Here is a 21,718-nt window from a genome sequence, read left to right as displayed (position 1 = left end):
TACCCTTCTCATTATACTCCGTAGCAATCTTAGTTCTTGAAGCCTTACATTACTGCATATACAACCGCTCTCTTATGCCCGTCATGTATAAAGTATTGGAAACTAAAAAGAAGCCTTGCTTTAGCCACTAGTTCCAGCATAGCTATTTGTGCTCAATGGGCATAAATTCCATTCCATAGGGGGCACTAGGCCTTTGTCGTTAGCAACTTATCGAGCATAACATTATAATGGTGTCTATACAGCAGACTACTATCTACCGATAGAAAAATATTTTTTAACATTTTACAATTTATTTTATACCAGTTTTGAAAGGATATAACCATTTACAGTATAATGTATACACCGTTACAAGTCAATAAGCTTTGTTATTTATTTCACAAACATTGCCAGACCAGCCTAGTGGTATGCCACCTATTCGCTGTCCTTGCTATGCTAGTTGATTATGTCATATGAAAACAAGCCTTAGCATGCGCCAGTAGTTCTAGCATTGTGTCTTTTGCAATGCGTAGAAATACCAGTACTTTAGTGCGCCAGTACTTCTAGCAATCAGTCTTTACAGTACTTGGGAATGCCCGTTCTTTAGTGCGTCAAGTCTTAATAGTAATATAATTTAGACTAAAAGCTGTAGTACTAGCATTAACCCTAATCCTGGGAGTCCTAATATTCCTGCTGTTAGTATTGTCACTATATTGGCAGGGATGTACATTCCAAAAATACCTCCCATATAATTGAATGCCCATACTAATACCATCCCAAATACAAGAGAATAACCAAGCCTAAATACAATTTTTACTGGTCTGACAACAATTTTATTAATAATGGCAACTATGACCAGTAGTAAACCTATACCAAAAACAACCTGCATAAATTCAACACCCATATCTAACCCTCCTAAGATTCATTCCCCTGTTTGTTAACATTAATATGCTTTCAAAAGATAAATATACCATTTTTTGGACTTTTATCAATTCTGGCGCATATTGATTATAATAAGAAGCTAATTGGAGGGAGTTTGGATGAAGTTAAAACAATTATTTAAATTTCTAAATAAACAAAAACCCACCACTATAAGTGATTTAGAGTTAAAACTTCTTAATGCAAAAAAAGAATGGCTAGAAGCACAAAAGATATGTGATGAAATAACAGATCATAGAGAGCTTGATACTGCAATCTTGAAGGTTGTTCGTGCGGAAAGAAGGTACATGCACTATTTGGAGCTTATTAAACATATAACAATTAAGCAGGGCTAAAAGACTAAAAGGACTGTACAAGTGCATTTAACCATGCACTTATGCAGCCCTTTTGTAATTTTGTGATTATTTTTTATCCGATGACTACCGCCACTAGCCTTGCATGGGTTCAGCTATGTCAACAAGTTGACAAGTTTCACTCCAAGACTCCTATCTTCTAGCTTTGCACTAGTATTTCTACGCATTGCAAAAGATACAATGCTAGAACTACTGGCGCAAGTGGGAGATAAGTGGCGCTACGTCCCTGGATAACGGTTTTCCCTAAAGGATTAGCTTAGCTACGCCAAACAAGTTGGCAAGTTTCGCTCTATAAAACTCAGATGGAGTCAAAACTCCACCTGAGTTAAGAATCCTGTTTATCGGGATAGCCATTTGGGTATTTATAAGTCTTGCCTTCCCAGTTTCTTATTAAAACATGATCCTTGCCGTGTTGTATTAAATACTGAGGGATTATAGGAGTCTTTCCATGACCTTCAGGTGCATTAATGATATACCAGGGGATTGCCAACCCTGAAGTATAACCTCTTAGTTGCTCCATTATATCCAATCCATCCTCAACTCGAGTTACAAAATGAGTAGTACCTTTAACTGATTTTGCATGGAAAATATAGTAGGGTTTAACATGAATTTTTAGCAACTCATGGTTGAGTTTTTTCATAACATGAGGATCGTTATTAATACCTTTTAACAAGACTGCTTGATTTCCTAAGGGAATTCCTGCTTTAGCTAACCTTCTAGTAGCCTTTAAAGCTTCAGGGGTAACCTCTTTAGGGTGATTAAAATGGGTATTAATATATATCGGGTGATACTTTTCTAGCATATCGCATAATTCCTGAGTTACTCTTTGTGGACATGTAACCAAAGTTCTGCTTCCAAGACGAATTATTTCTACTGTAGGAATACTTCTAATTTCTGATATGATCCATTCCAGGTTTTCATCAGATAAGGTTAATGGGTCCCCCCCTGTAATAAGTACATCCCTTATCTCTGGATTAGCTCTAATGTAATCTATAGCAGCTTGAATATCACTTTGTGGAGCAGGTGCATCAGTCTCTCCAATATTTCTTCTTCTTTGGCAGTGTCTGCAAAACATCGCACATTGATTAGTAACATTAATTATCAGTCTATCAGGATATCTCCTGGTAATACGTGGAGCTGGAGATGTGTATTCTTCTGCCATGGGATCTTCTTTCCCATATGGATCATTTAATTCATGAGCACTAGGTATTGCTTGCATCCATATGGGGCAAGCAGGGTCGTTTGGATCTAATATGCTTAGATAATATGGCGATATTGACCATCTATAGTCTTTTTCTATTTGTTTAATAACTTGCTTTTGCTCATCATCAATTTCAACAAATTTTACAAGTTTATCAACATCACCTATTCTGTTCTTTATCTGCCAATGCCAATCATTCCACTGCTCTTCAGTAGCATTGAAATATTCTAAGATTTTTGCTTTCATTTTTTGGGACCGTTCCTGTAAGTCAAATCCTGTAGTAATTTTGTCTTTGGCATCCAAATAAGGCTTTATGCGTTCTTCAAGTTCACTAGCCCTTTCTATAGCTTGCTCCCTCTTGTCTTTTTCTTTCACAAAAATCACCTCTCATTTAGTTTTTCCTTTTGTTGTTTCTTTTTTACACTATCTTTTTCTGAAACATAAAAAATATTACATCTCTCCCAGATAACCTCTTGTTTTTCAAGTATGTCTAATGTCTGGTCTCTTTGTTTTCGGCCTACTGCAGTTACCAGGGCATTTATTAAACTTAGTGGAGCCGCAAAGGACTCGATAAAGGAACCTATGTTACTTTGACTCGTTAGAGTAATATCTGCCCATTGCGCTAATGGAGATACTACAGTATCAGTAATAACAACTACCTTTGCACCAAGCTTTTTAGCATACTCGACACCATCAATTGTTTGTCGGGTGTATCTTGGAAAGCTTATTCCAATGACTAAATCAGTATTTCTGACTACTGACAGTTGCTCATATATACTACTTACTCCTGACGGGACTACCTTTACCTTTTTCCCTATCATCTCAAGATAAAAACCTAGAAATAACGCCAAACAATGAGCACTCCTCAGTCCAAGGATATAAATTGTTGAAGCATCACTTATTTCCTCGACCGTTTCTTCAAATGCCTCTACAGAAATTTCCTGAAATGTTTTCTTCAGATTTTCCATATCACCAAGAAATAGCTCAGGCAAAACCTGGGTATCCTTTGCCGAATCACTTGTTTCTCTTAGTCGAGTTGTGGTGCTTAGCTTATGTCGAACCATATCCTGCATGGCTTCTTGTAATTCAGGATATCCTTGATATCCTATGGTGGATGCAAATCTAATAACAGTAGACTCACTAGTGCCTACTATAGTACCTAAACGTGAAGCCGTTAAAAATGCGGCCTCTTCATAGTTTTCAAGCAAGTATTCCGCTAGCAGCTTATGGGTTGCAGATAACTTATGAAATTGATTTTTAATCTTCTGTTTTAAATGAGAATCTATCATATTTAATTGTCACTCTCCATAGATATATGCAGTTCCTTCGCCGAAATATGATAATTCATGCAATAATTCCTGCACGCTTGGCTTTTTAAAAAGAAACATATATCTGAAACTGTTTCTTCGGTTAATGTTTGTATTTTTCTCTTATAATAATATTACACCTTTTCAAGGTAATTCCTGCAAAGATTTATAATTTTTTTATTTTTTATGTTTTTTCTTAAAACAGCATATGCTTTAAAGTGATAGGAGGTCCCTAAACTTAAACTGAATTTTAAGTTTAGGGACTATTTTTATACTGATGTCATACTTCTTCTTCCTTCGAAAGCTCTTGCAAGTGTGACCTCATCTGCATATTCAAGGTCCCCTCCTACTGGTATCCCGTGAGCTATTCGTGTTACTTTTATTCCAAATGGATTTATTAATCGCGCAATATACATTGCAGTTGCTTCTCCTTCAACAGTAAGGTTGGTAGCCATTACTATTTCTTTAACTTGATTGTTTCCTATTCTCTGCAATAATTCCTTTATTCTTAACTTTTCTGGACCTACGTTATCCATAGGTGAAATAACACCATGCAAAACATGATATAAACCCTTATACTCTCGGGTTCTTTCCAGCGCTGCAACATCTCTGGCATCTTCAACTACACAAATAATTTCTTGATCTCTATTTTCATCAACACATGTCATACATGGGTCAATATCTGTTAAATTGCAACATTTAGAGCACAGCTTGATAGAGTGTTTGGCTTCCAATATTGCTTCAGTCAAACCTTGGACTTCCTTTTCACTATAGTCCAAAATGTGAAAAGCTAACCGCTGTGCTGTTTTTGGACCAATTCCTGGAAGCTTATTTAGTTCTTTAATTAGTTTTGTTACCGGCTTTGCGAAATCAAACAATTTCTCAACTCCTAAAACACACCTGGAATACTTAGACCACCAGTTATCTTTTGCATTTCTTCCTGCATCATTTCCTGAGTCTTTTGTAAAGCCTCATTAACAGCAGCTAAAATCATATCCTGTAGCATTTCAACATCTTCAGGATCAACAGCCTCTGGGGAAATAACTATTGACAGTATTTCCTGCTTACCATTTGCAATAACCTTTACAGCTCCACCACCAGCTGTTGCTTCAAGGGTTCTTGTTTCCATTTCTGCTTGCATTTTCTTCATGTCTGCCTGCATCTTTTGAACCTGTTTCATCATTTTACCCATATTTGCCATACCCATAGTAAAATTCCTCCTTAGATTTCCTTAATCTTTTATTTCTATAACATTACCACCAAAAATTTTGATGGCCTCTTCCAGTAAATCATTCTCAGGTTTTCCTTTTTCTTTATCTTGTCCAGAACCTATAACACATTTTATTTTAACCCTATTTTTAAGTAAATAAGCTAATGCATCTTCAATTATTTGTTTGTTTTCTTCCTGCTCAATTTTTTCTTTATGAAAAGAATGGCTAGTATGGAATTGGATTACAAGACATCCTTCCTCATAATGAACTGGTGTACCCTCCAATAAAAATGCGTGGGTGGTAATTTTATTCTTTTTAACAATATCCAGCACTTTGCTCCAATTGTCTCTTATCAAAGTTAAATCTACACTATTTTTACCAATGCTTTCGTCCTTTGGCACTTTTGATGTATCTACTTCTTCCTTTTCATGAACCTTTGGATGCTGAACGATTTTACTTTTTTCCTGCTTTATTTGAATAGTTTGCGCAGTAGTAATCTGATTATTATCCTTTAGCTTTTGTATTTCAGCCTCTAGAAGACTTATTCTTTCTAACACAGAGGTCATTGCGCTTTCTTCTTGGAAAATAATTTTAAAAAAGGCCATCTCCAAAAGAAGTCTAGGATTATTACTCCATCTCATTTCTGTTTCTACTTTGTTAATACAATCAGTTGCATACTCTAACTGATTAACACTGACTTGAGGATGCTTCAAAAAAAACTCTTTCTTGTCATCTATACTATAAACAAGAAGGCTCTCACCACATGTCTTGTATATTAATAGATCCCTAAAGTAGTCAAGGAGTTGACTGGTGAACTGCCGAATATCCTTACCTTCATCTACTATTGTATTCACCTTAGTTATCAACTGTTTAATCTGACTAGAAATCAATAAATCAACTATATCAGCAACATAATCTGTAGCTACAATTCCCAAAGATTCATTGATTTGCTTTAATGTTAGCTTTTGATCGCCATAGGAAAGGCATTGATCCATTAAACTGAGGGCATCTCTCATGCCACCCTGGGCTAAACGAGCAATAACTGTTAATCCTTCCTCATCATAGTCAATACTGCTTTTTTTACATATATCCTCTAAGTGTAGAACAATTGTTCCTGGGTCAAGTCTACGAAAGTCAAAACGCTGACATCTTGATAGAATTGTTGCTGGCATCTTATGGGGTTCTGTTGTAGCCAAAATAAAGATTACACATTTTGGGGGTTCTTCTAGAGTTTTTAGCAATGCATTAAATGCTTCAGTAGTTAACATATGCACTTCATCAATAATATAAACCTTATATTTACCTTGAGCAGGAGCTAAGTTAACCTTTTCTCTTAAATCACGTATCTCATCAATACCACGATTTGATGCTCCATCTATTTCAAGAACGTCTAGTGAATTCCCAGAGTTAATTATATTACAGGAGTTACATTCATTGCATGGTTCACCATTTTTAGGATTTAGGCAATTAACTGCTTTAGCAATGATTTTTGCAGTAGTGGTTTTGCCGGTACCTCTTGGACCACAGAGTAAATACGCATGAGAAAGCTTATTTGAAGCTAATGCATTTTGTAAAGTCCTGCTTACATGTTTTTGGCCTAACAGCTCATTAAAATCTTGTGGTCTCCATTTTCTATAAAGTGCAATATAACTCATTAAATCACCGCCCAAAGTAAAATCCCTAACAGTAACTATTATAACAGAACAGTACATAAATTGCAGTTGTACTGTTGTAGATAAAGAAGACTGGAGATAAAAAATCTTAGGTTATTTACAACCTAAGATTAGCTTAAATAGAATATAATATTTTAAGACCGTGCACCTATCTTCGAATATTGCGCTCCCAAGCGGTAACCTCCTAGTTAGCTCCTACCAAGCAACCCTACGGCACACGAAAATGTTCACTTACCGCTGCTTCCTTCCGGATCTGACGGGGTTCATGAGTTTCCATTGCGTAGGACTTGATTATCAGCACCACTTTTGAGGTTCAGTCCTTAACAGAACAAACCCTAGGATAGGCATCAGCCCTACTATAGCGGATTGTAGGTACAGGGCACCGCTACCTCCCCACCTAGCACGGTCAAAACTCACATATTAATTAGATGGCGGAGAGGGTGGGATTTGAACCCACGGTACCAGTTAAGGTACACCCGCTTTCCAGGCGAGCGCCTTCAGCCAGACTCAGCCACCTCTCCAGATGAAAATACTTGTATTCCTATATCTTTTAAAACATTATTTCGCAAATAAGCTACCTAAGAATACTAACACCTTGCACCTCTTTTGTCAAGATTATCTCCCTGTCCACAGCTTGTTCCGCAGCTTGTAAATGTTGTCAGATGCCTTGATAAAGAAAGAGCACCATATTAATATAGTACCCTTTTCCTGCTAACATTTTATCCGATGACTATCACCGCTAAGACTCCCATCTTCTAGCCTTGCACTAGTATTTCTACGCATTGCTAAAACACAATGCTAGAACTACGGTCGTAAGTGGGAGACAAGCGGTGCTATGTCCCTGGATAACGGTTTCCCCTAAAGGATTAGCTCAGCTAAACATTTAATCTGCTGATTAAATGAAGTTTCGCTCTATAACCTTTAGATGGAGTAATTCAGTGAAACTTAGTTCAGATGTTTTTCCCTGAACTGTAGTTGAACTAATCCTGTGGGAAACTCCACCTGAAGTCAAGAATCCTGTTTATCTTCTAGCGTCTTTTTTGTGACTGCTTATGTTTCTTATTGCCATATGTCTCCCGTCTCTGCCCTTGGCCATAACCACGTTTATTATCTGTCTTTTTCTGTCTAAGTGGTGCTTCCGCTGTTAGGTTTATTGGGGAAGTATCAGACTCCTTTGTAAACAGTTTTAAAGCTGCTGACAATAGTGTTACAGAATCATTTTCCTCGAGTAACCCCTCTGCTAGATCTTTATATGGAAATAGCTCTCCTTCTTCAACAGCTCGCATTATTTTGTCTACAGCTAACCGTTGTTGGCCTTCTATTGCCTCGTTTACTGATGGTATAGGTTTACGAACCATTCTTTTATTAGTCAATTTCTCAATCAACCTTAAATGACCTATTTCTCTGGGAGTTACAAAGGTAACTGCCAATCCATGTCTTCCAACGCGGCCAGTACGACCTATTCTGTGTACATAGCTTTCAGGATCTTGAGGAATATCAAAATTGTAGACATGGGTAACACCACTAATGTCTAGGCCCCTAGCTGCAACATCTGTGGCTACCAATATATCTGTTATTCCTTCTTTAAAATGACGTAATACACTCATACGCTTGGCTTGTGTTAAATCGCCATGAATGGCTTCTGCAGAATAACCACGTTTATTAAGTGCCTCAAATAATTCATCAACACGCCTCTTAGTTCTTCCAAAAATAATGGCTAGTTCAGGAGACTGAATATCTAGAAGCCTACAAAGCACATCAAATTTTTGTTTTTCATGAACCTCGTAATAATATTGCTCAGTATTAGGAACTGTAACCTCTTTTGTCTTTACACTTAGAAACTCTGGATCCTTCAAAAAACGTCTAGCCAAGTTCTGTATCGGCCTTGGCATTGTTGCTGAGAATAGCACAGTCTGCCTTTCCTGGGGAATTTCTTTGAGAATAGTCTCTATATCCTCTAAGAAACCCATATTTAACATCTCGTCAGCTTCATCAAGAACAACCATTTCTATACTATTGAGTTTGACTGTCCTTCTTCGCATATGATCCATTAAACGACCAGGTGTTCCAACGATGATTTGCGGTCCATTCTTAAGAGCCCTTATTTGGCGGTTTATATCTTGTCCTCCATAAATTGGCAGAGAACGAACGCCCTTAAACTGGCCTATTCTATTTAATTCCTCAGCAACCTGTATCGCAAGTTCTCTTGTTGGTGTAATGATAATTCCTTGAGTTTTCCCAGACCCAACAATTATTTTCTCTATTAGAGGAATACCAAACGCTGCTGTTTTGCCTGTTCCTGTCTGGGCTTGACCGATTACATCTCTTCCTGCCATTACAACAGGAATAGCTATCTCTTGTATTGGAGTAGCTTCCTCAAAACCCATATTTGTTGTAGCCTGAATTAGGGGGCGGCTAAGTCCCATTTCTTGAAATGTTGGCATATTTTACATAACCCCTTATTATTTTTTATACTATACCTAAAACTAACCATCAAATAGCATCCGCTAACTTACCTCTATAATTAACTAAACTTCACAGATAGAAAACACATTAAGCTTATACTCTGTTTATAGAATGCTCTGTAAATTGTCTATTTATAACATATTGACTCTTTTAATTATAAAAGGACATCTCAAATTGTTAATGAAATGCCCTCACCAGACTATTTTGATATATAGTTAGTTTTAATCTATAACAACATGTACAATACTACCCCACCCTAGATAAAAAGTCAACTGTTATCTGGTTTATTCTGTATATTTTTGTGTGTTTTATCAGTTTCACGAGCACCTAACCCAGCCCTCATATCATATCCGGTTGGGTTTTGGAATACCCTTAATCCAAATTGAGACGATACTGCTAGTATATGATCAAAAATATCTGATTGTATGTTTTCATAATTAATCCAGTCAGTATCATTGGTAAATACATAGACCTCTATTGGAAGACCATGTTCCCCAGGTGCCAGTTGCCTAACCATTTGGATCATTTCCTTATGAATTTTGGGATGGTTTTTTAAATACTGCTCAATATATATTCTAAATGTACCAATGTTGGTAAGTCGTCTGCCATTAATTAAGTCAACAATATCTACATTAAGCTTTTGATTATACTCCTCTATTTCTCTTTGCTTAGTTGTTATATATTCAGACAGGTAAAGAATCTTTTTAAATCTCTCAATCATTTCCTCTGTGCAAAAGGCTATACTATTTGTATCTATAAATATAGAACGCTTAATTCTCCTACCCCCAGAATCCTGCATGCCTCTCCAGTTTTTAAAAGAGTCCGATATTAAAGCGTAGGTAGGGATAGTTGTGATTGTTCTATCAAAATTCTCCACTTTAACAATGTTTAAGGTAATGTCTTTTACATCTCCATCGGCTCCATACTTTGGCATTTCTATCCAATCACCGATGCGAACCATGTCATTTGCAGACAGCTGTATGCTGGCAACCAGTCCAAGAATAGAATCTTTAAATACTAATATTAAAACAGCCGACAAGGCTCCTATGCCACCTAGAAGAACAAAGGGGCTTTCACCAATCATATTACCTATAATTAGGATGCCGCCTATAATATATACAATAATTTTGATGACCTGAATATAGCTCTTTATTGGCTTAGTTTTGGATACTTCATAGCATCTATAGATATCCTCCACGGCGTTTAAAAAAGCACTAGTAACAAATATTCCTACTATAATAATATAGGCAGCCGCAAACCTTTGTATCCATATCTGTAAGCTCGGAAAAAATTGGGCAAAGGAAAAAATAATGAGAGCTGGCACTATATGAGAAAGTCTTTCGAATACCTTCCTTTCCAGCATAATATTGTCCCATTTTATCTGATTGTTTGTAATATAATGGGTCATTACCCTCAAAACAATCTTCTTAGCGATGAAATTCCCCAATACACTCAATAACAAAATAAAGAGGATCAATATCCCGTTAGTAAAGTATCCAGCTATAGTTGAGCTTATTCCAATATCCATCAGTAGATTAGTAATATATTCTAACATCATCTTATCCCCCAAAATACAGTAATTTTACAAAGCTAGCTAGGGCAACTTTGCTTTTTGAGCTATCAGCTATCCTTCAGCGGGTTTTTCTATTTCTAAACATCGGTATGATTGTATCCATAATAATCCCTGTTATAAAACCCGACAATGCCCCCGATAGAAGCAGAATAGCAATTACAGCTTTTGCCAAATTCTCAAATCCACCTTCACCTGGTGAAGTTCTAGCAATGTAGATATTAATAATACCTGCCAAGAAGGCTCCAAAAGAAGGTATAAATTTATAAAGTCTGTTCCTAAAAATCTTATCTAATCCCCAAGTTAGTAATGCAAAAATTAAAATAACACCTATTAGTATTATTAACAATCTATCCATGGTACATAGCCTCCATTTAAAATAATTAGATGAAACGCCTAAATAATATCCATTCTCCTTCTAAAACCCTTTTTCCTCCCAAAACTATTTAATTTAGCTATCTTAGCTGTCACAAAAAATATCTTTTATTTACTCGTTTAGAAATGCTAATATAGAGTAAGAAATGGTAATATTTTTATCGAAATATATTAAAACTATCTCAAAGGGGTTACGTTATGGCACAATTATTTTTTCGCTATGGTCAAATGAATGCTTCAAAATCTGCCCAATTATTGATGACAGCCCATAACTATGAAGAGCAGGGCAGAAGGGTATTAATCTTTTCTCCTTCCATTGATGAAAGGTATGGTAAAAGAAAAGTAGCATCTAGAATTGGTATTAGTAAAACTGCCATTCCAATAGATAATAATTTAGACATTATTTCTACTGTCAAAAATGAAATGCCCGACTGCGTTTTAGTAGATGAGGCTCAGTTCTTACGAGAGAATAATATTTTGGATTTTGTATATATTGTTGATAAGTTAAATATTCCTGTGATATGCTATGGCTTGCTCAGGGACTACAGGGCAAAGCTATTCGAAGGTAGTGAAGTACTCGTCAGATTTGCAGATAAATTAGAAGAAATTAAAACAATCTGTACGTATTGTAACAGAAAAGCCACAATGATTCTCAAGTTTAAAGAAGGTAAACCAGTTTATGAAGGAGATCAAATAGAAATAGGTGGGAATGAATTGTATAAATCAGTATGTAGAAAGCATTGGTTTAACCCACCCCAGCCCCAGTAAGCACTTGCCCTAATTGAAAAGCTATTGCTTTAGCTAATAATGGAGGTACTGCATTCCCAGTCTGAACCCTTCCTTGTACGATACCTCCCTTAAAAATATAATCATCAGGAAAACTTTGGATTCTAGCTCTTTCTCGAATTGTTAAACCTCTAGGAACCTCTGGATGCCCAAATTGAAATTGCGATCTGATGCCTCCAGCTAATTGAGTAGGACTTTGGGTATCCCATGACAACCGTATTCTTTGTTTATAGTTTTCGTACATAGGTTGGCCTGGTATTGTTTGCTCTATCCGTTTAATAGTAGCTTGTGGATGATTAGGGGCTTGGTAATTAAACAAACCCTGTGATCTCTCTCTCATCAACTCCTGGTACTTACTATTAGGATTGCTTCTATATTCATTAGCAGATTCTCCTGAAAGAATAAATGGTAGATCACTAATTGCATCCCAAACGGTAGTATGTTTTAAGGGTAATCCGTTTCCATGTGTAGGATTTGGAAATAGAAATTCATTTATGTTGAGTTTCTTCTTTAAGCCAATGAATATTAACCTTTTTCTATATTGGGGAACTCCAAAGTCCACAGCATTAACCATTCCATGTGTCACATTATATCCTGTCCCAACATTGGATAATGCCTGTTCTATATTTTTAACAAACGAACCCTGGCCTGTTGACTTCATCCCTGAAACATTTTCAATTAGTATTATATCTGGTTCAACATTATTAGCTAGTCTTATTACTTCTAAAAACATAAAGTTTCTTTCATCGTATGCATTTCTTTTTTTATTTGAAATGGAAAACCCCTGGCAAGGAACCCCAGCGGCTACAACATTAACCTGCATATTGCCTATAGTATCCAAAAACATCTTATCAGTTATTTTTCTAATATCTCCGAGAATGGTAGAAGAAAATGGATGGTTATGTCTAAATGTCTCCATTGCCGAAGTATAGATATCTAAGCCCAAGACCACTTCAAATAGATTAGTTAGTTCAAAACCTGCTGATAATCCTCCCGCTCCACAACATAAATCAATTAATCTATATTTATTAGATAATTTATTCTGTTGCTTTTTCTCAATAATTGGCTCCTCTTCCCAGTAATATGGGCTTTTTTCAACAAGGCTCAACCTCTCCACTAAGCTTCCTCCCTCGGTTAGATATCGCTTTTTAGCTTATAAATCATTCTAATATAGGATTTTTCAAATCCCATTTTTTCATAGAGCTTAATAGCTCGGTTATTATCTTTTGCAACATGAAGGGATATTTTCCCATCTGATAACTCGATTGCCTCATTAAGAAGCTGTGTAGCTATACCTCGCCCTTTAATTGATCTTTTGGTGGCTATATAGCCTATGTGATAGGTTGGTAAAAAGTCCTCGAAGCCGGTATGTATTGCTACTGTAATTCCAGCCAACTCATTATTGTAATATGCCATTAATACAAACCCATCTTCAAAGGCTGCTCCTAGAGCCTCCCTAATCTCACACTTTGGATCTGTATATTCCATGAGCCATTCGTCCATCATCGAGACAAGTTCATCAATAGAAATGTCTATTTCGGACCTTTCTACTTTCCTAACACTTAGATCAACACGTCCATCGTTTAATAAGATAACATGATTTCCATCACATAGGTTGCCCTTTTCTACTTCCTTCATAAATCCTGCTATGGCGTATCCCTGTTCTGTATTAAACTTAATGTCTTCAGCTTCCTTAAAAGCATTTGTGTACCTTATTAATTCTTCTTCACTTATTCCTGTAATGGTACCATTTGCATCATAAATTGAATCCAGAGCATCCTGTGCTATAGAGCTATCAAAGTTTAGTAAATGTCTATTGTATTTATTAATTTCTATAGCTGCATTGGTCATGGGTATGATTTTTAAACTATTTTTTTTGAACGATTCATATATTACATTGCCATAATTGATTGTACAGTTATAAAACTTGGGTAACTTTTTTATTTTGTCGTTAATCCATAAATGCCTAAAGCCCAAGTTCAGGCCAGCAACGGAAAAACCATAACTCATTAGAGAAAAAACTGTATCTATCTCTCCCCTTACCTGGTTATGTAGCTCATCAGATATAAATGATAAGGCAGTCATATTTAAAATGTTATTCTCTAACCCTAAAGTGGCATTATACCAGCCATTTTCAGTACATAATTCCTTACTATAAGCAATACAATCTGCCTGGTTCTTGCCATATTTAATTATTCTTATGTTATCCTTCTCAAATATTTTTTCTTTAAATACTTTACTTTTGGAATTACTGATAAAGACACAGTCAATATCATAATGCTGGGAGATTAGGGCCAAGGATTTAGATAATGCACCATGGGTTCCTGTACATATAGTCTTTTTGTTTATTGATATAGCATCCTTAATTAATAAGTAAGCTAATCTATCTATCCTTTGCCCTGATGGGTTATTTCCTTCTAACTTGAGATAGATTTTTGAAATACCCAGCTTCTTTTCTAGTTTTTCTGCTCTTACCAAAGGTGTTTTTCCTACCCTGTTAATAATAGTATTTTTATTCATAAGCTACCTCCTCGTATAATATGTTTAAATCATCATTTCTACTGTTTTTAGCCTGCTACCCATAACCCATCATTGATTTTCTAAAGGATAAAGGAAAGAATCGATAAATAGTAGCTATCTTATTATTTCGCTAAGTATTTATATAACCCTTTTAAGAATTTCCAGAAATTTCTTTTTAAAAGTCAGCAACCCTCCTCATTTATGTCTAGGGTAATGATTAATTTCTTATATCCATTCTTAATTTAAGTTTTGGTCTTTTCCTATAAAATAATGTGCTATATGGCTTACTCAAAAAAAGCTACAAACAAAAGCTCCTTCCGGATTTATATTCGCAGAAGGAGCTTCCTCGTCTTTAGTTACTTTAAAGTGAACAATTATGGGTGAAATAGCAACATATCTAGAAGTTCTTTTATCTATCAACAGTAACTAGATAGGAATATTCTTTACTTTCTACAGTAAAGGATACCCTAATATCCTTTGATATTTCATCAGCTCTCATAAAGAAAAATATTGAACCATAAGGTGTGGCACTTCCGTCGCTCCAAAGAATATATGTTCTTCCCTGGACTGAATATCCTGAGATACTTCCATCAGAATCGGTTTCATTAAATACCAGGTTTCTAATAGCTGCACCTTTGACGCTCACAGAGTTAATCACTTTTATGGTTTTTTCAACAGTCCCAGTAAAATAACTGTTGCTATTTCCAGCTCTCATCTTAATCTGATAGTTTATTACGTAAGTTCCGGGTTTTTCAGCATAAAATACCGCCTTTGATATGTATTCATTCGTATTCTCATCAAAAACAGTACCCTCTGCTGTTGCACCATTCCATTTTTCCTCATAAGATGAACCTTGCTTGACTGTAACCGCTGACAGTTCAATGCTTTCCCCTACATTAATGATATCGGGTATATTTGAAACAGATACTTCAGCTTCTTTGGATGGTGTCTCCGCAAATGCAGTTGTAGGAAAACTTAATACAAGGGTTATAATTAATATAGTAACTATCTTCCTCATACTTTTACTCCTCCATATCGTATAATTTTTATGATTCCATTATATATGGCGGAGCACTACATAGATATCGCACCTTGGTCTTATATTTTATGGGAAGTTCCTACTAGTCTCAGACTCCCATCTTAACATCTAGTGAACTCATTCAGGCAAAGCTGAACATCGGGGAATCAGACGGGGACTCTGCTCCACCTGATTTAGCCATATTGGGGACATTCCTGGTTCTACTCACAGGTGTGCGCTGCTATTATGTTCATCAATGTTCCGGTGCAGACCTTTATTATACAAAGGGCAACACCTAATGAATACATGTCTAGGATGTTTTCAATTGTTGGAATGATTACCAAGGGCGGTATGCCTTTTGGTGCATTAGTGTATGGATTTGTCCTCAACAGTGTTGAGATGCATTGGACTATACTGACAGCTACCCTATTGATGATGTTAATTTCAGTTGTTTTGGCGGGGCTGTTCCCATGCCCGAATAATCCTTCCAAACCCGCAAGTTTGGAAGGGTGTTTTTATGCCTTAAAAATGAAAGGGCTGTTAGAGGGACAACTTCTACCCCCTCTGCTGAACCTTGAAAATTGAATAGGTGTTTTCCGGTACGTTCCCTGTATGTCCTGGGAAGGAAAGCCAGATTGCAGGTACGCCAAGACACCTGTCCGTCATCAGTTGGATCACAGCCGATGTATCCAACCATTGTAGGCACACCTTCAACCATCAACCCGAGAATAATTGAGCAGTCTCTTGTTTTTCAACAGGTACTTTTCACTCCATTCACCTAATTCTATAATCACCGGTAAAAAAGCTTCACCGACTTGCGTAAGTGAATATTCAACTTTAGGAGGTATCTCGTGGTAAATCTTACGTGCAATTACCCCATCACCCTCAAGCTCTCTTAATTGTTTTGTCAATACAGATTGAGAAAGATTCTGAGGCAGCATTCTATGTAGGTCATTAAATCGCACTGCACCATTTCTTAAACTCCAAATAATTGCAATCTTCCATTTTCCTCCAATCGCAGAAACTCCTGCACCAACTGGGCAAACGCCATTAACATATTCGAAATTCCTCATAACTCCTCCAATAGTACTAAATTAGCACTAATTAATAAAAACATCAGTACTTGATATTTCTATTATACATGATAAACTTACATTATCAAATTACTTGTAAAAAAATAAGGAGGAAATTTTATGGCAAATACATTTGAAACAATGAGCGCCTATCTCAAGCAACACTCAATTTTAACATTAGCGACAATAGGTGCTGATGGCAATCCAGTTTTAGATACCGTTGACTATATGTGGACGGGTGAATCGCTGTTTTTCTTCACAGATCTTCGTTCCAGAAAAGCTGCTAACATGAAAAACAATCCATATATAGCAGCTATTGTTACTGAGCAGGATGCAGAATTTTTGACGGCAAAATCTGTAGAAATATATGGAACTGTAAAAATATGTGAAGAGCCAGCAAAAATTGGCGCCTATATGCAAAATTTTATGACACGCAGGCCCCAGTTCGCATCACTCCCGCCAAATCCCGAAATACAGCACAATATGGCAGTATATGAAATTATACCTACAAAGCTGCGTATGTTGGACAACACAATTGCCCCGGGCAACATTGACGAATTAGAAATAGCGTAGTAAATTTAATCAGAACAGCAATGAAAAGCCCTTGAAAAATCAAGGGCTTTTCATTGTATTAAAATCATAGTTCTTTTTGGCGGAGAGTCAGGGATTTGAACCCTGGGTACATTTACATGTACACTGGTTTTCGAGACCAGCTCCTTAAACCGCTCGGACAACTCTCCGAATATAAACTTATTTGAGTACCTCGGATAGAACTTGGATAGAACAGCTCAAAAACCTGTCCTGATTCGAACTCCGAGAGTTTGGAAAACTTGCTAGTGTATCTAGGAACCCTATTTGTTCCTTAATCTTTTAAAAAAAGATTGCAGGACTTCTTTGCAATCTTCCTCTAGTACTCCTGTTATGATTTCAACCTGATGATTAAATCTAGCATCTTCTAATAGATTAACTAGTGTTCCCGCAGCTCCACCTTTAGGGTCATAGGCTCCAAAGACAAGCCTTTTTATCCTAGAATTTAAAATAGCCCCTGCACACATTGGGCAGGGTTCTAAAGTAACATACAGAGTGCAGTCCTGTAAACGCCAGTTTCCCTGTACTCCTGCACCTTTTCTTATAACCCGAATTTCTGCATGGGCTGTTGGATCATTGGATTTTTCACGGTAGTTAAAATCCCTGGCTATTATATTATTATTTTTAACCAGGACAGCACCAATAGGAACCTCTCCAAGTTCTAAAGCCTTGTATGCCTGCGCTAAAGCTTCCTTCATATAAAATTGGTGATCCATATTTATCACCACTTATTCTCAATGGTGTTCCCGGCGGGATTCGAACCCACGGCCTACTGCTTAGGAGGCAGTCGCTCTATCCTGCTGAGCTACGGAAACCTTTTAATTATAGTTTAATGGCGCGCCCGGGAGGGCTCGAACCTCCAACCTACTGATTCGTAGTCAGTCACTCTATCCAATTGAGCTACGGGCGCATATTTTTGGAAATAAAAAATGGCGGAGAGAGAGGGATTCGAACCCTCGATACGGATTTTGGTCCGTATAATCGCTTAGCAGGCGACCGCCTTCAGCCGACTCGGCCATCTCTCCACGCTTAATAATTGTACCACAAAATAACAGGAAAATCAATTATGGCGGAGGGGGTGGGATTCGAACCCACGGAACCCGCAAAGGCTCAACGGTTTTCAAGACCGCCTCCTTCAACCGCTCGGACACCCCTCCAACAAAAGATATTGATTTTTACAAGCAAAAGTTATTATATAACATTATTAAGAAATAGTCAATGCATATCAACGTTAACTTTTTTCCAACTTTACCATACCGCCCATATATGGACGTAATGCTTCTGGTATTATAACACTTCCATCCTCCTGTTGATAGTTTTCTAAAATAGCTGATAATGTTCTGCCAACAGCCAACCCGGAACCATTTATTGTATGAACATATCTAGGCTTGCCTTTTGCAGGTCTATAACGGATATCTGCCCTTCTTGCCTGAAAATCCTCAAAATTACTACATGAAGAAATCTCTCTGTAAGTATTAAATGAAGGTAGCCATACTTCTAAATCATATGTCTTAGCAGATGAGAAACCAATGTCCCCTCCGCATAATGTTGCAACCCTATAAGGAAGTTCTAATATCTGGAGCACCTTTTCAGCATTTTTTGTTAATTTTTCAAGCTCCTGATAAGAGTTTTCAGGAGTAGTGAACTTAACTAATTCTACCTTATTAAACTGATGCTGACGGATTAATCCTCTTGTATCTCTACCATGTGCCCCAGCTTCTGCCCTAAAGCATGCACTATAAGCTGTATGATAAATGGGCAGGTCTGCTTCATTTAATATTTCCCCGCTATATATATTAGTCACTGGAACTTCTGCAGTTGGAATTAACCAATAATCAGTATTGGCTATTTTGAACATGTCATCCGCAAATTTAGGTAACTGCCCTGTTCCTATCATGGACTGACTATTTACCATAAATGGAGGAAATAGCTCTATATATCCATGCTCAGTAATGTGTAGGTCTAACATGAAATTAATTAAGGCTCTTTCTAGTCTAGCTCCTCCACCTCTATAGAAAACAAATCTAGCTCCTGTAACCTTGGATCCTCTTTCAAACTCAATTAGATTAAGCTCTTCTCCAATATCCCAATGAGCTTTGGCTTCAAAGCTAAATACTTTCGGTTCCCCCCACTTTCTTTCTACTCTGTTATCATCATCACACGATCCAGCTGGCACAGTTTCATGGGGTATATTTGGAATGATTAAAAGAATTTCTTGTAGCTTACTTTCTACTTCTTTAGCCTGTTCGTCCAATCCCTTTATGGCTTGAGAAACCAGTCTCATTTCCTCAATCATTTCATCAGCATTTTCTTTTCTCTTTTTAAGGACAGCAATTTCCTCAGATACTGTGTTTCTTTTATTTTTTAAAAATTCAACCTCACTAAGCAATTTTCTTCTTTCTTCTTCAAGGGTTTTGAATTCTGTTAAATCTATGATTGTTCCTCTCTTTTTTAAGCCTTCTTCAACAATATTAAGATTATCCCGTACAAATTTTAAATCTAGCAATGTACTTTCCCCCTTTCTAATTTTATATAAAACAAAACTTGACTTTCGCCAGTAGTTCTAGCATTGTGTCTTTTGCAATGCGTAGAAATACCAGTGCAAAGCCGCCAGTAGTTCTAGCATTGTGTCTTTTGCAATGCGTAGAAATACCAGTACTATAGTGCGCCAAGTCCTTAGACGTAGCGGAAGCCTTAGTCTTTGTGAATACTATCTACCTTGTTTGAACTTATACTTTCCGATAGTATAAAAAAGCCCTCATCCCCAATAACAGGGGCGAGAGCTCTCACGGTACCACCCTTAATTAACCTTATCTAATAAAGGTTATCTCTAAAGCTATAACGGTTCAACCCGTAAACTGGTTATGATATTTCCTTCCCAGCACCCTCCGAAGTGGATTCGCCAAAGCATTCTATTGGTTTGCACCACACACCAACTCTCTATATAAAAATAAAAATGCATTTAGTTACTTTTCTTTTTCATAGGGTTTTTAAGATATTTGGTTTTGTAAAATAATACCATATTTTAATGGAAATTTCAACCTAAATCTATATATTGTTAGTATCTTCATCTTTTGATGGTATATACACTCATATCATATCTACAAAGTACTGATGAATTCTTAAGTCATCTGTTAATTCAGGGTGATAAGAACACCCTAATAGCTTACCTTGTTTAACCATTACAATTTTACCATCATGTTTTGATAATATTTCAACGTTTGGGCCAACATTAGTCACATAAGGTGCCCTAATAAATACACTAGAAAAAGGCTCATCTAAACCCTGAATTGATAAATCAATTTCAAAGCTATTTACCTGCCTACCATAGGCATTTCTAACTACTTCTATATCTAGAACACCCAATCTCGGCTGGTCACTATCTTTAATGTCTTTTGCCATTAATATCATACCAGCACAGGTGCCAAAAAGGGCCATTCCTTCATGTACTCGTTTCTTAATAGCATCCATTAGGTTCCACTCGATTAGTAATTTACCAATAGTTGTACTTTCTCCCCCTGGTATTATCAAAGCAGAACACTTGTCCAGATCATCTACTTTTCTAACCTCTATTACATCAACGCCACATTTAATAAGAGACTGTCTATGCTCTCTAAAGGCTCCCTGCAATGCTAAGACTCCTACTGTTTTCACATAAATCTCTCCCTATATCTCTATTGCTGCATCTAGAGTGGATAAAGGTTTTTACCAGCCTCTTTCTTGCATTCTTTGACTTTCCTCAATATTGGCAATCTCTATTCCTGGCATAGCCTCTCCTAAATCTCTGGAAACTTCGGCTAATATTTTTGGATCATTAAAATGTGTTGTCGCTGTTACTATAGCTTTTGCTCTCTTTGCAGGCTCATTAGACTTAAATACACCTGAACCTACAAAAATTCCATCACACCCTAGTTGCATCATCAATGCAGCATCCGCAGGTGTTGCAATTCCACCAGCTGCAAAATTCACTACAGGAAGTTTGCCATTTTCAGCTATATACTTTACAAGCTCATATGGAGCTTGAATATCTTTAGCTATTGTGTATAATTCATCTTCTCTCATGTTTGCTAATCGACGGATTTCAGACATCATCATTCTCATATGACGAACAGCCTCTACCACATTACCAGTACCAGGTTCTCCCTTGGTTCTGATCATTGCTGCACCTTCATTTATTCTCCTAAGCGCCTCTCCAAGGTTTCTGGCTCCACAAACAAATGGAACATTAAAAAGATTTTTATCTATATGATACTGCTCATCTGCAGGAGTTAAAACTTCTGATTCATCAATATAATCGGCTCCCAAGGATTCTAGAATTTGGGCTTCTACAAAGTGTCCTATCCTTGCCTTTGCCATTACAGGGATGCTAACTACTGCCATAATATTCTTTATAATAGTTGGGTCAGCCATACGTGCAACGCCACCATCTGCTCTTATATCTGATGGTACCCTTTCTAACGCCATTACTGCACATGCTCCAGCTTCTTCAGCAATCTTTGCCTGCTCAGCTGTAGTCACATCCATAATAACTCCGCCTTTTAACATCTCTGCCAAACCTTTTTTAACTTTCCAAGTACCTTTCTTTTCCATATAAAATTCCTCCTGTATATTATTAACTTATTTTTTACATAGTTTGCTATTAAATTTACCAATATATTTTAC

At 36.8% G+C, this 21,718-nt stretch carries 21 protein-coding genes and 6 tRNA genes; 4 read left to right on the top strand and 23 right to left on the bottom strand.

What is annotated here, in order from left to right; all coding sequences use genetic code 11:
* Nucleotides 1-610 precede the first annotated feature (610 nt).
* Nucleotides 611-880 (bottom strand): hypothetical protein, encoded by a 270-nt coding sequence (locus APF76_00220; GenBank protein ID KUO49641.1) that lies wholly within the window; start codon nt 878-880, stop codon nt 611-613.
* Between the two features lie 136 nt (nt 881-1,016).
* On the opposite strand from APF76_00220, the gene APF76_00215 reads away from it, so the two are divergent.
* Complete coding sequence (locus APF76_00215) at nt 1,017-1,250, top strand: hypothetical protein (GenBank protein ID KUO49640.1); 234 nt, start codon at nt 1,017-1,019, stop codon at nt 1,248-1,250.
* Nucleotides 1,251-1,593: 343 nt separating this feature from the next.
* Here the strand turns inward: APF76_00215 and APF76_00210 are convergent, their stop codons facing one another.
* From APF76_00210 to APF76_00170, 9 genes are all read right to left on the bottom strand, one after another.
* Nucleotides 1,594-2,853 carry a lysine 2,3-aminomutase gene (locus APF76_00210; GenBank protein ID KUO49639.1) on the bottom strand — a complete coding sequence of 420 codons (1,260 nt, stop codon included), beginning with the start codon at nt 2,851-2,853 and terminating at the stop codon, nt 1,594-1,596.
* Nucleotides 2,850-3,758 (bottom strand): hypothetical protein, encoded by a 909-nt coding sequence (locus APF76_00205; protein ID KUO49638.1) that lies wholly within the window; start codon nt 3,756-3,758, stop codon nt 2,850-2,852. The genes APF76_00210 and APF76_00205 overlap by 4 nt, the downstream gene beginning before the upstream one ends.
* Nucleotides 3,759-4,045: 287 nt before the next feature.
* Nucleotides 4,046-4,654, bottom strand: coding sequence for a recombination protein RecR (locus APF76_00200; GenBank protein ID KUO49637.1), 609 nt, complete (start codon nt 4,652-4,654; stop codon nt 4,046-4,048).
* Between the two features lie 11 nt (nt 4,655-4,665).
* Nucleotides 4,666-4,983 (bottom strand): nucleoid-associated protein, encoded by a 318-nt coding sequence (locus APF76_00195; protein KUO49636.1) that lies wholly within the window; start codon nt 4,981-4,983, stop codon nt 4,666-4,668.
* Nucleotides 4,984-5,007: 24 nt separating this feature from the next.
* A complete protein-coding gene (locus tag APF76_00190; GenBank protein ID KUO49635.1) occupies nt 5,008-6,642 on the bottom strand; it encodes a hypothetical protein in 1,635 nt (544 codons plus the stop codon).
* A gap of 447 nt (nt 6,643-7,089) precedes the next feature.
* Nucleotides 7,090-7,181, bottom strand: a tRNA-Ser gene (locus tag APF76_00185).
* A gap of 507 nt (nt 7,182-7,688) precedes the next feature.
* Nucleotides 7,689-9,104 (bottom strand): DEAD/DEAH box helicase, encoded by a 1,416-nt coding sequence (locus tag APF76_00180; protein ID KUO49634.1) that lies wholly within the window; start codon nt 9,102-9,104, stop codon nt 7,689-7,691.
* Between the two features lie 290 nt (nt 9,105-9,394).
* The gene (locus tag APF76_00175) at nt 9,395-10,681 is read right to left on the bottom strand and encodes a mechanosensitive ion channel protein MscS (GenBank protein ID KUO49633.1); all 1,287 of its coding nucleotides are present in this window, start codon (nt 10,679-10,681) and stop codon (nt 9,395-9,397) included.
* Between the two features lie 76 nt (nt 10,682-10,757).
* On the bottom strand, nt 10,758-11,054 hold the full coding sequence (locus tag APF76_00170) for a hypothetical protein (protein ID KUO49632.1): 297 nt from the start codon (nt 11,052-11,054) through the stop codon (nt 10,758-10,760).
* 215 nt (nt 11,055-11,269) lie between these two features.
* Between APF76_00170 and APF76_00165 the strand changes: the two genes are divergently transcribed.
* A complete protein-coding gene (locus APF76_00165) occupies nt 11,270-11,839 on the top strand; it encodes a thymidine kinase (protein ID KUO49631.1) in 570 nt (189 codons plus the stop codon).
* On the opposite strand, the gene APF76_00160 is transcribed toward APF76_00165, so the two are convergent.
* The 3 genes from APF76_00160 to APF76_00150 form a co-directional block, all read right to left on the bottom strand.
* Nucleotides 11,817-12,974, bottom strand: coding sequence for a hypothetical protein (locus APF76_00160; protein KUO49630.1), 1,158 nt, complete (start codon nt 12,972-12,974; stop codon nt 11,817-11,819). The two genes, APF76_00165 and APF76_00160, sit on opposite strands and share 23 nt — an antisense overlap.
* Nucleotides 12,975-12,991: 17 nt before the next feature.
* Complete coding sequence (locus APF76_00155; protein ID KUO49629.1) at nt 12,992-14,377, bottom strand: GCN5 family acetyltransferase; 1,386 nt, start codon at nt 14,375-14,377, stop codon at nt 12,992-12,994.
* A 409-nt stretch (nt 14,378-14,786) separates the two neighbouring features.
* A complete protein-coding gene (locus APF76_00150) occupies nt 14,787-15,395 on the bottom strand; it encodes a hypothetical protein (protein ID KUO49628.1) in 609 nt (202 codons plus the stop codon).
* Nucleotides 15,396-15,641: 246 nt separating this feature from the next.
* Here APF76_00150 and APF76_00145 point away from each other — a divergent pair, with 246 nt between their 5' ends.
* Entirely contained in the window at nt 15,642-15,980 is a 339-nt protein-coding gene (locus tag APF76_00145; GenBank protein KUO49627.1) for a hypothetical protein, read from the top strand.
* A gap of 125 nt (nt 15,981-16,105) precedes the next feature.
* Here the strand turns inward: APF76_00145 and APF76_00140 are convergent, their stop codons facing one another.
* Entirely contained in the window at nt 16,106-16,468 is a 363-nt protein-coding gene (locus APF76_00140) for a hypothetical protein (protein ID KUO49626.1), read from the bottom strand.
* 120 nt (nt 16,469-16,588) lie between these two features.
* Between APF76_00140 and APF76_00135 the strand changes: the two genes are divergently transcribed.
* A complete protein-coding gene (locus APF76_00135) occupies nt 16,589-17,041 on the top strand; it encodes a hypothetical protein (protein KUO49625.1) in 453 nt (150 codons plus the stop codon).
* A gap of 77 nt (nt 17,042-17,118) precedes the next feature.
* Here APF76_00135 and APF76_00130 read toward each other — a convergent pair.
* The 9 genes from APF76_00130 to APF76_00090 all read right to left on the bottom strand — a co-directional run bounded on the left by APF76_00130 (nt 17,119) and on the right by APF76_00090 (nt 21,646).
* A tRNA-Ser gene (locus tag APF76_00130) sits at nt 17,119-17,208 on the bottom strand.
* 111 nt (nt 17,209-17,319) lie between these two features.
* Nucleotides 17,320-17,772 (bottom strand): hypothetical protein, encoded by a 453-nt coding sequence (locus tag APF76_00125; protein KUO49624.1) that lies wholly within the window; start codon nt 17,770-17,772, stop codon nt 17,320-17,322.
* A gap of 22 nt (nt 17,773-17,794) precedes the next feature.
* Nucleotides 17,795-17,871: transfer RNA gene (locus tag APF76_00120), tRNA-Arg, on the bottom strand.
* Nucleotides 17,872-17,889: 18 nt separating this feature from the next.
* Nucleotides 17,890-17,966, bottom strand: a tRNA-Arg gene (locus APF76_00115).
* 20 nt (nt 17,967-17,986) lie between these two features.
* Nucleotides 17,987-18,081, bottom strand: a tRNA-Ser gene (locus APF76_00110).
* Nucleotides 18,082-18,123: 42 nt separating this feature from the next.
* Nucleotides 18,124-18,213: transfer RNA gene (locus tag APF76_00105), tRNA-Ser, on the bottom strand.
* 74 nt (nt 18,214-18,287) lie between these two features.
* Nucleotides 18,288-19,562: a serine--tRNA ligase gene (locus APF76_00100; GenBank protein ID KUO49623.1), complete on the bottom strand. Its 1,275-nt coding sequence runs from the start codon at nt 19,560-19,562 to the stop codon at nt 18,288-18,290.
* Nucleotides 19,563-20,146: 584 nt separating this feature from the next.
* Nucleotides 20,147-20,710, bottom strand: a complete 564-nt coding sequence (locus tag APF76_00095; protein ID KUO49622.1) for a glutamine amidotransferase — start codon at nt 20,708-20,710, stop codon at nt 20,147-20,149.
* A 51-nt stretch (nt 20,711-20,761) separates the two neighbouring features.
* Nucleotides 20,762-21,646, bottom strand: a complete 885-nt coding sequence (locus APF76_00090; GenBank protein KUO49621.1) for a pyridoxal biosynthesis protein — start codon at nt 21,644-21,646, stop codon at nt 20,762-20,764.
* Between the last annotated feature and the right edge of the window lie 72 nt (nt 21,647-21,718).

Source organism: Desulfitibacter sp. BRH_c19 (assembly GCA_001515945.1).
Lineage (GTDB): Bacteria > Bacillota > DSM-16504 > Desulfitibacterales > Desulfitibacteraceae > Desulfitibacter.
The sequence above is the reverse complement of the archived record's forward strand: the minus strand, read 5'-3'. Positions and strand labels throughout refer to the sequence as shown.

Excerpts from the sequence above, each read along its gene's own strand:
- APF76_00145 (KUO49627.1), top strand. The coding sequence starts at position 15,642 with ATGTTCATCAATGTTCCGGTGCAGACCTTTATTATACAAAGGGCAACA.
- APF76_00090 (KUO49621.1), bottom strand. The coding sequence starts at position 21,646 with ATGGAAAAGAAAGGTACTTGGAAAGTTAAAAAAGGTTTGGCAGAGATG.
- APF76_00165 (KUO49631.1), top strand. The coding sequence starts at position 11,270 with ATGGCACAATTATTTTTTCGCTATGGTCAAATGAATGCTTCAAAATCT.
- APF76_00155 (KUO49629.1), bottom strand. The coding sequence starts at position 14,377 with ATGAATAAAAATACTATTATTAACAGGGTAGGAAAAACACCTTTGGTA.
- APF76_00140 (KUO49626.1), bottom strand. The coding sequence starts at position 16,468 with ATGAGGAATTTCGAATATGTTAATGGCGTTTGCCCAGTTGGTGCAGGA.
- APF76_00190 (KUO49635.1), bottom strand. The coding sequence starts at position 6,642 with ATGAGTTATATTGCACTTTATAGAAAATGGAGACCACAAGATTTTAAT.
- APF76_00150 (KUO49628.1), bottom strand. The coding sequence starts at position 15,395 with ATGAGGAAGATAGTTACTATATTAATTATAACCCTTGTATTAAGTTTT.
- APF76_00215 (KUO49640.1), top strand. The coding sequence starts at position 1,017 with ATGAAGTTAAAACAATTATTTAAATTTCTAAATAAACAAAAACCCACC.
- APF76_00170 (KUO49632.1), bottom strand. The coding sequence starts at position 11,054 with ATGGATAGATTGTTAATAATACTAATAGGTGTTATTTTAATTTTTGCA.
- APF76_00205 (KUO49638.1), bottom strand. The coding sequence starts at position 3,758 with ATGATAGATTCTCATTTAAAACAGAAGATTAAAAATCAATTTCATAAG.
- APF76_00220 (KUO49641.1), bottom strand. The coding sequence starts at position 880 with ATGGGTGTTGAATTTATGCAGGTTGTTTTTGGTATAGGTTTACTACTG.
- APF76_00195 (KUO49636.1), bottom strand. The coding sequence starts at position 4,983 with ATGGGTATGGCAAATATGGGTAAAATGATGAAACAGGTTCAAAAGATG.
- APF76_00175 (KUO49633.1), bottom strand. The coding sequence starts at position 10,681 with ATGTTAGAATATATTACTAATCTACTGATGGATATTGGAATAAGCTCA.
- APF76_00125 (KUO49624.1), bottom strand. The coding sequence starts at position 17,772 with ATGGATCACCAATTTTATATGAAGGAAGCTTTAGCGCAGGCATACAAG.
- APF76_00135 (KUO49625.1), top strand. The coding sequence starts at position 16,589 with ATGGCAAATACATTTGAAACAATGAGCGCCTATCTCAAGCAACACTCA.
- APF76_00180 (KUO49634.1), bottom strand. The coding sequence starts at position 9,104 with ATGCCAACATTTCAAGAAATGGGACTTAGCCGCCCCCTAATTCAGGCT.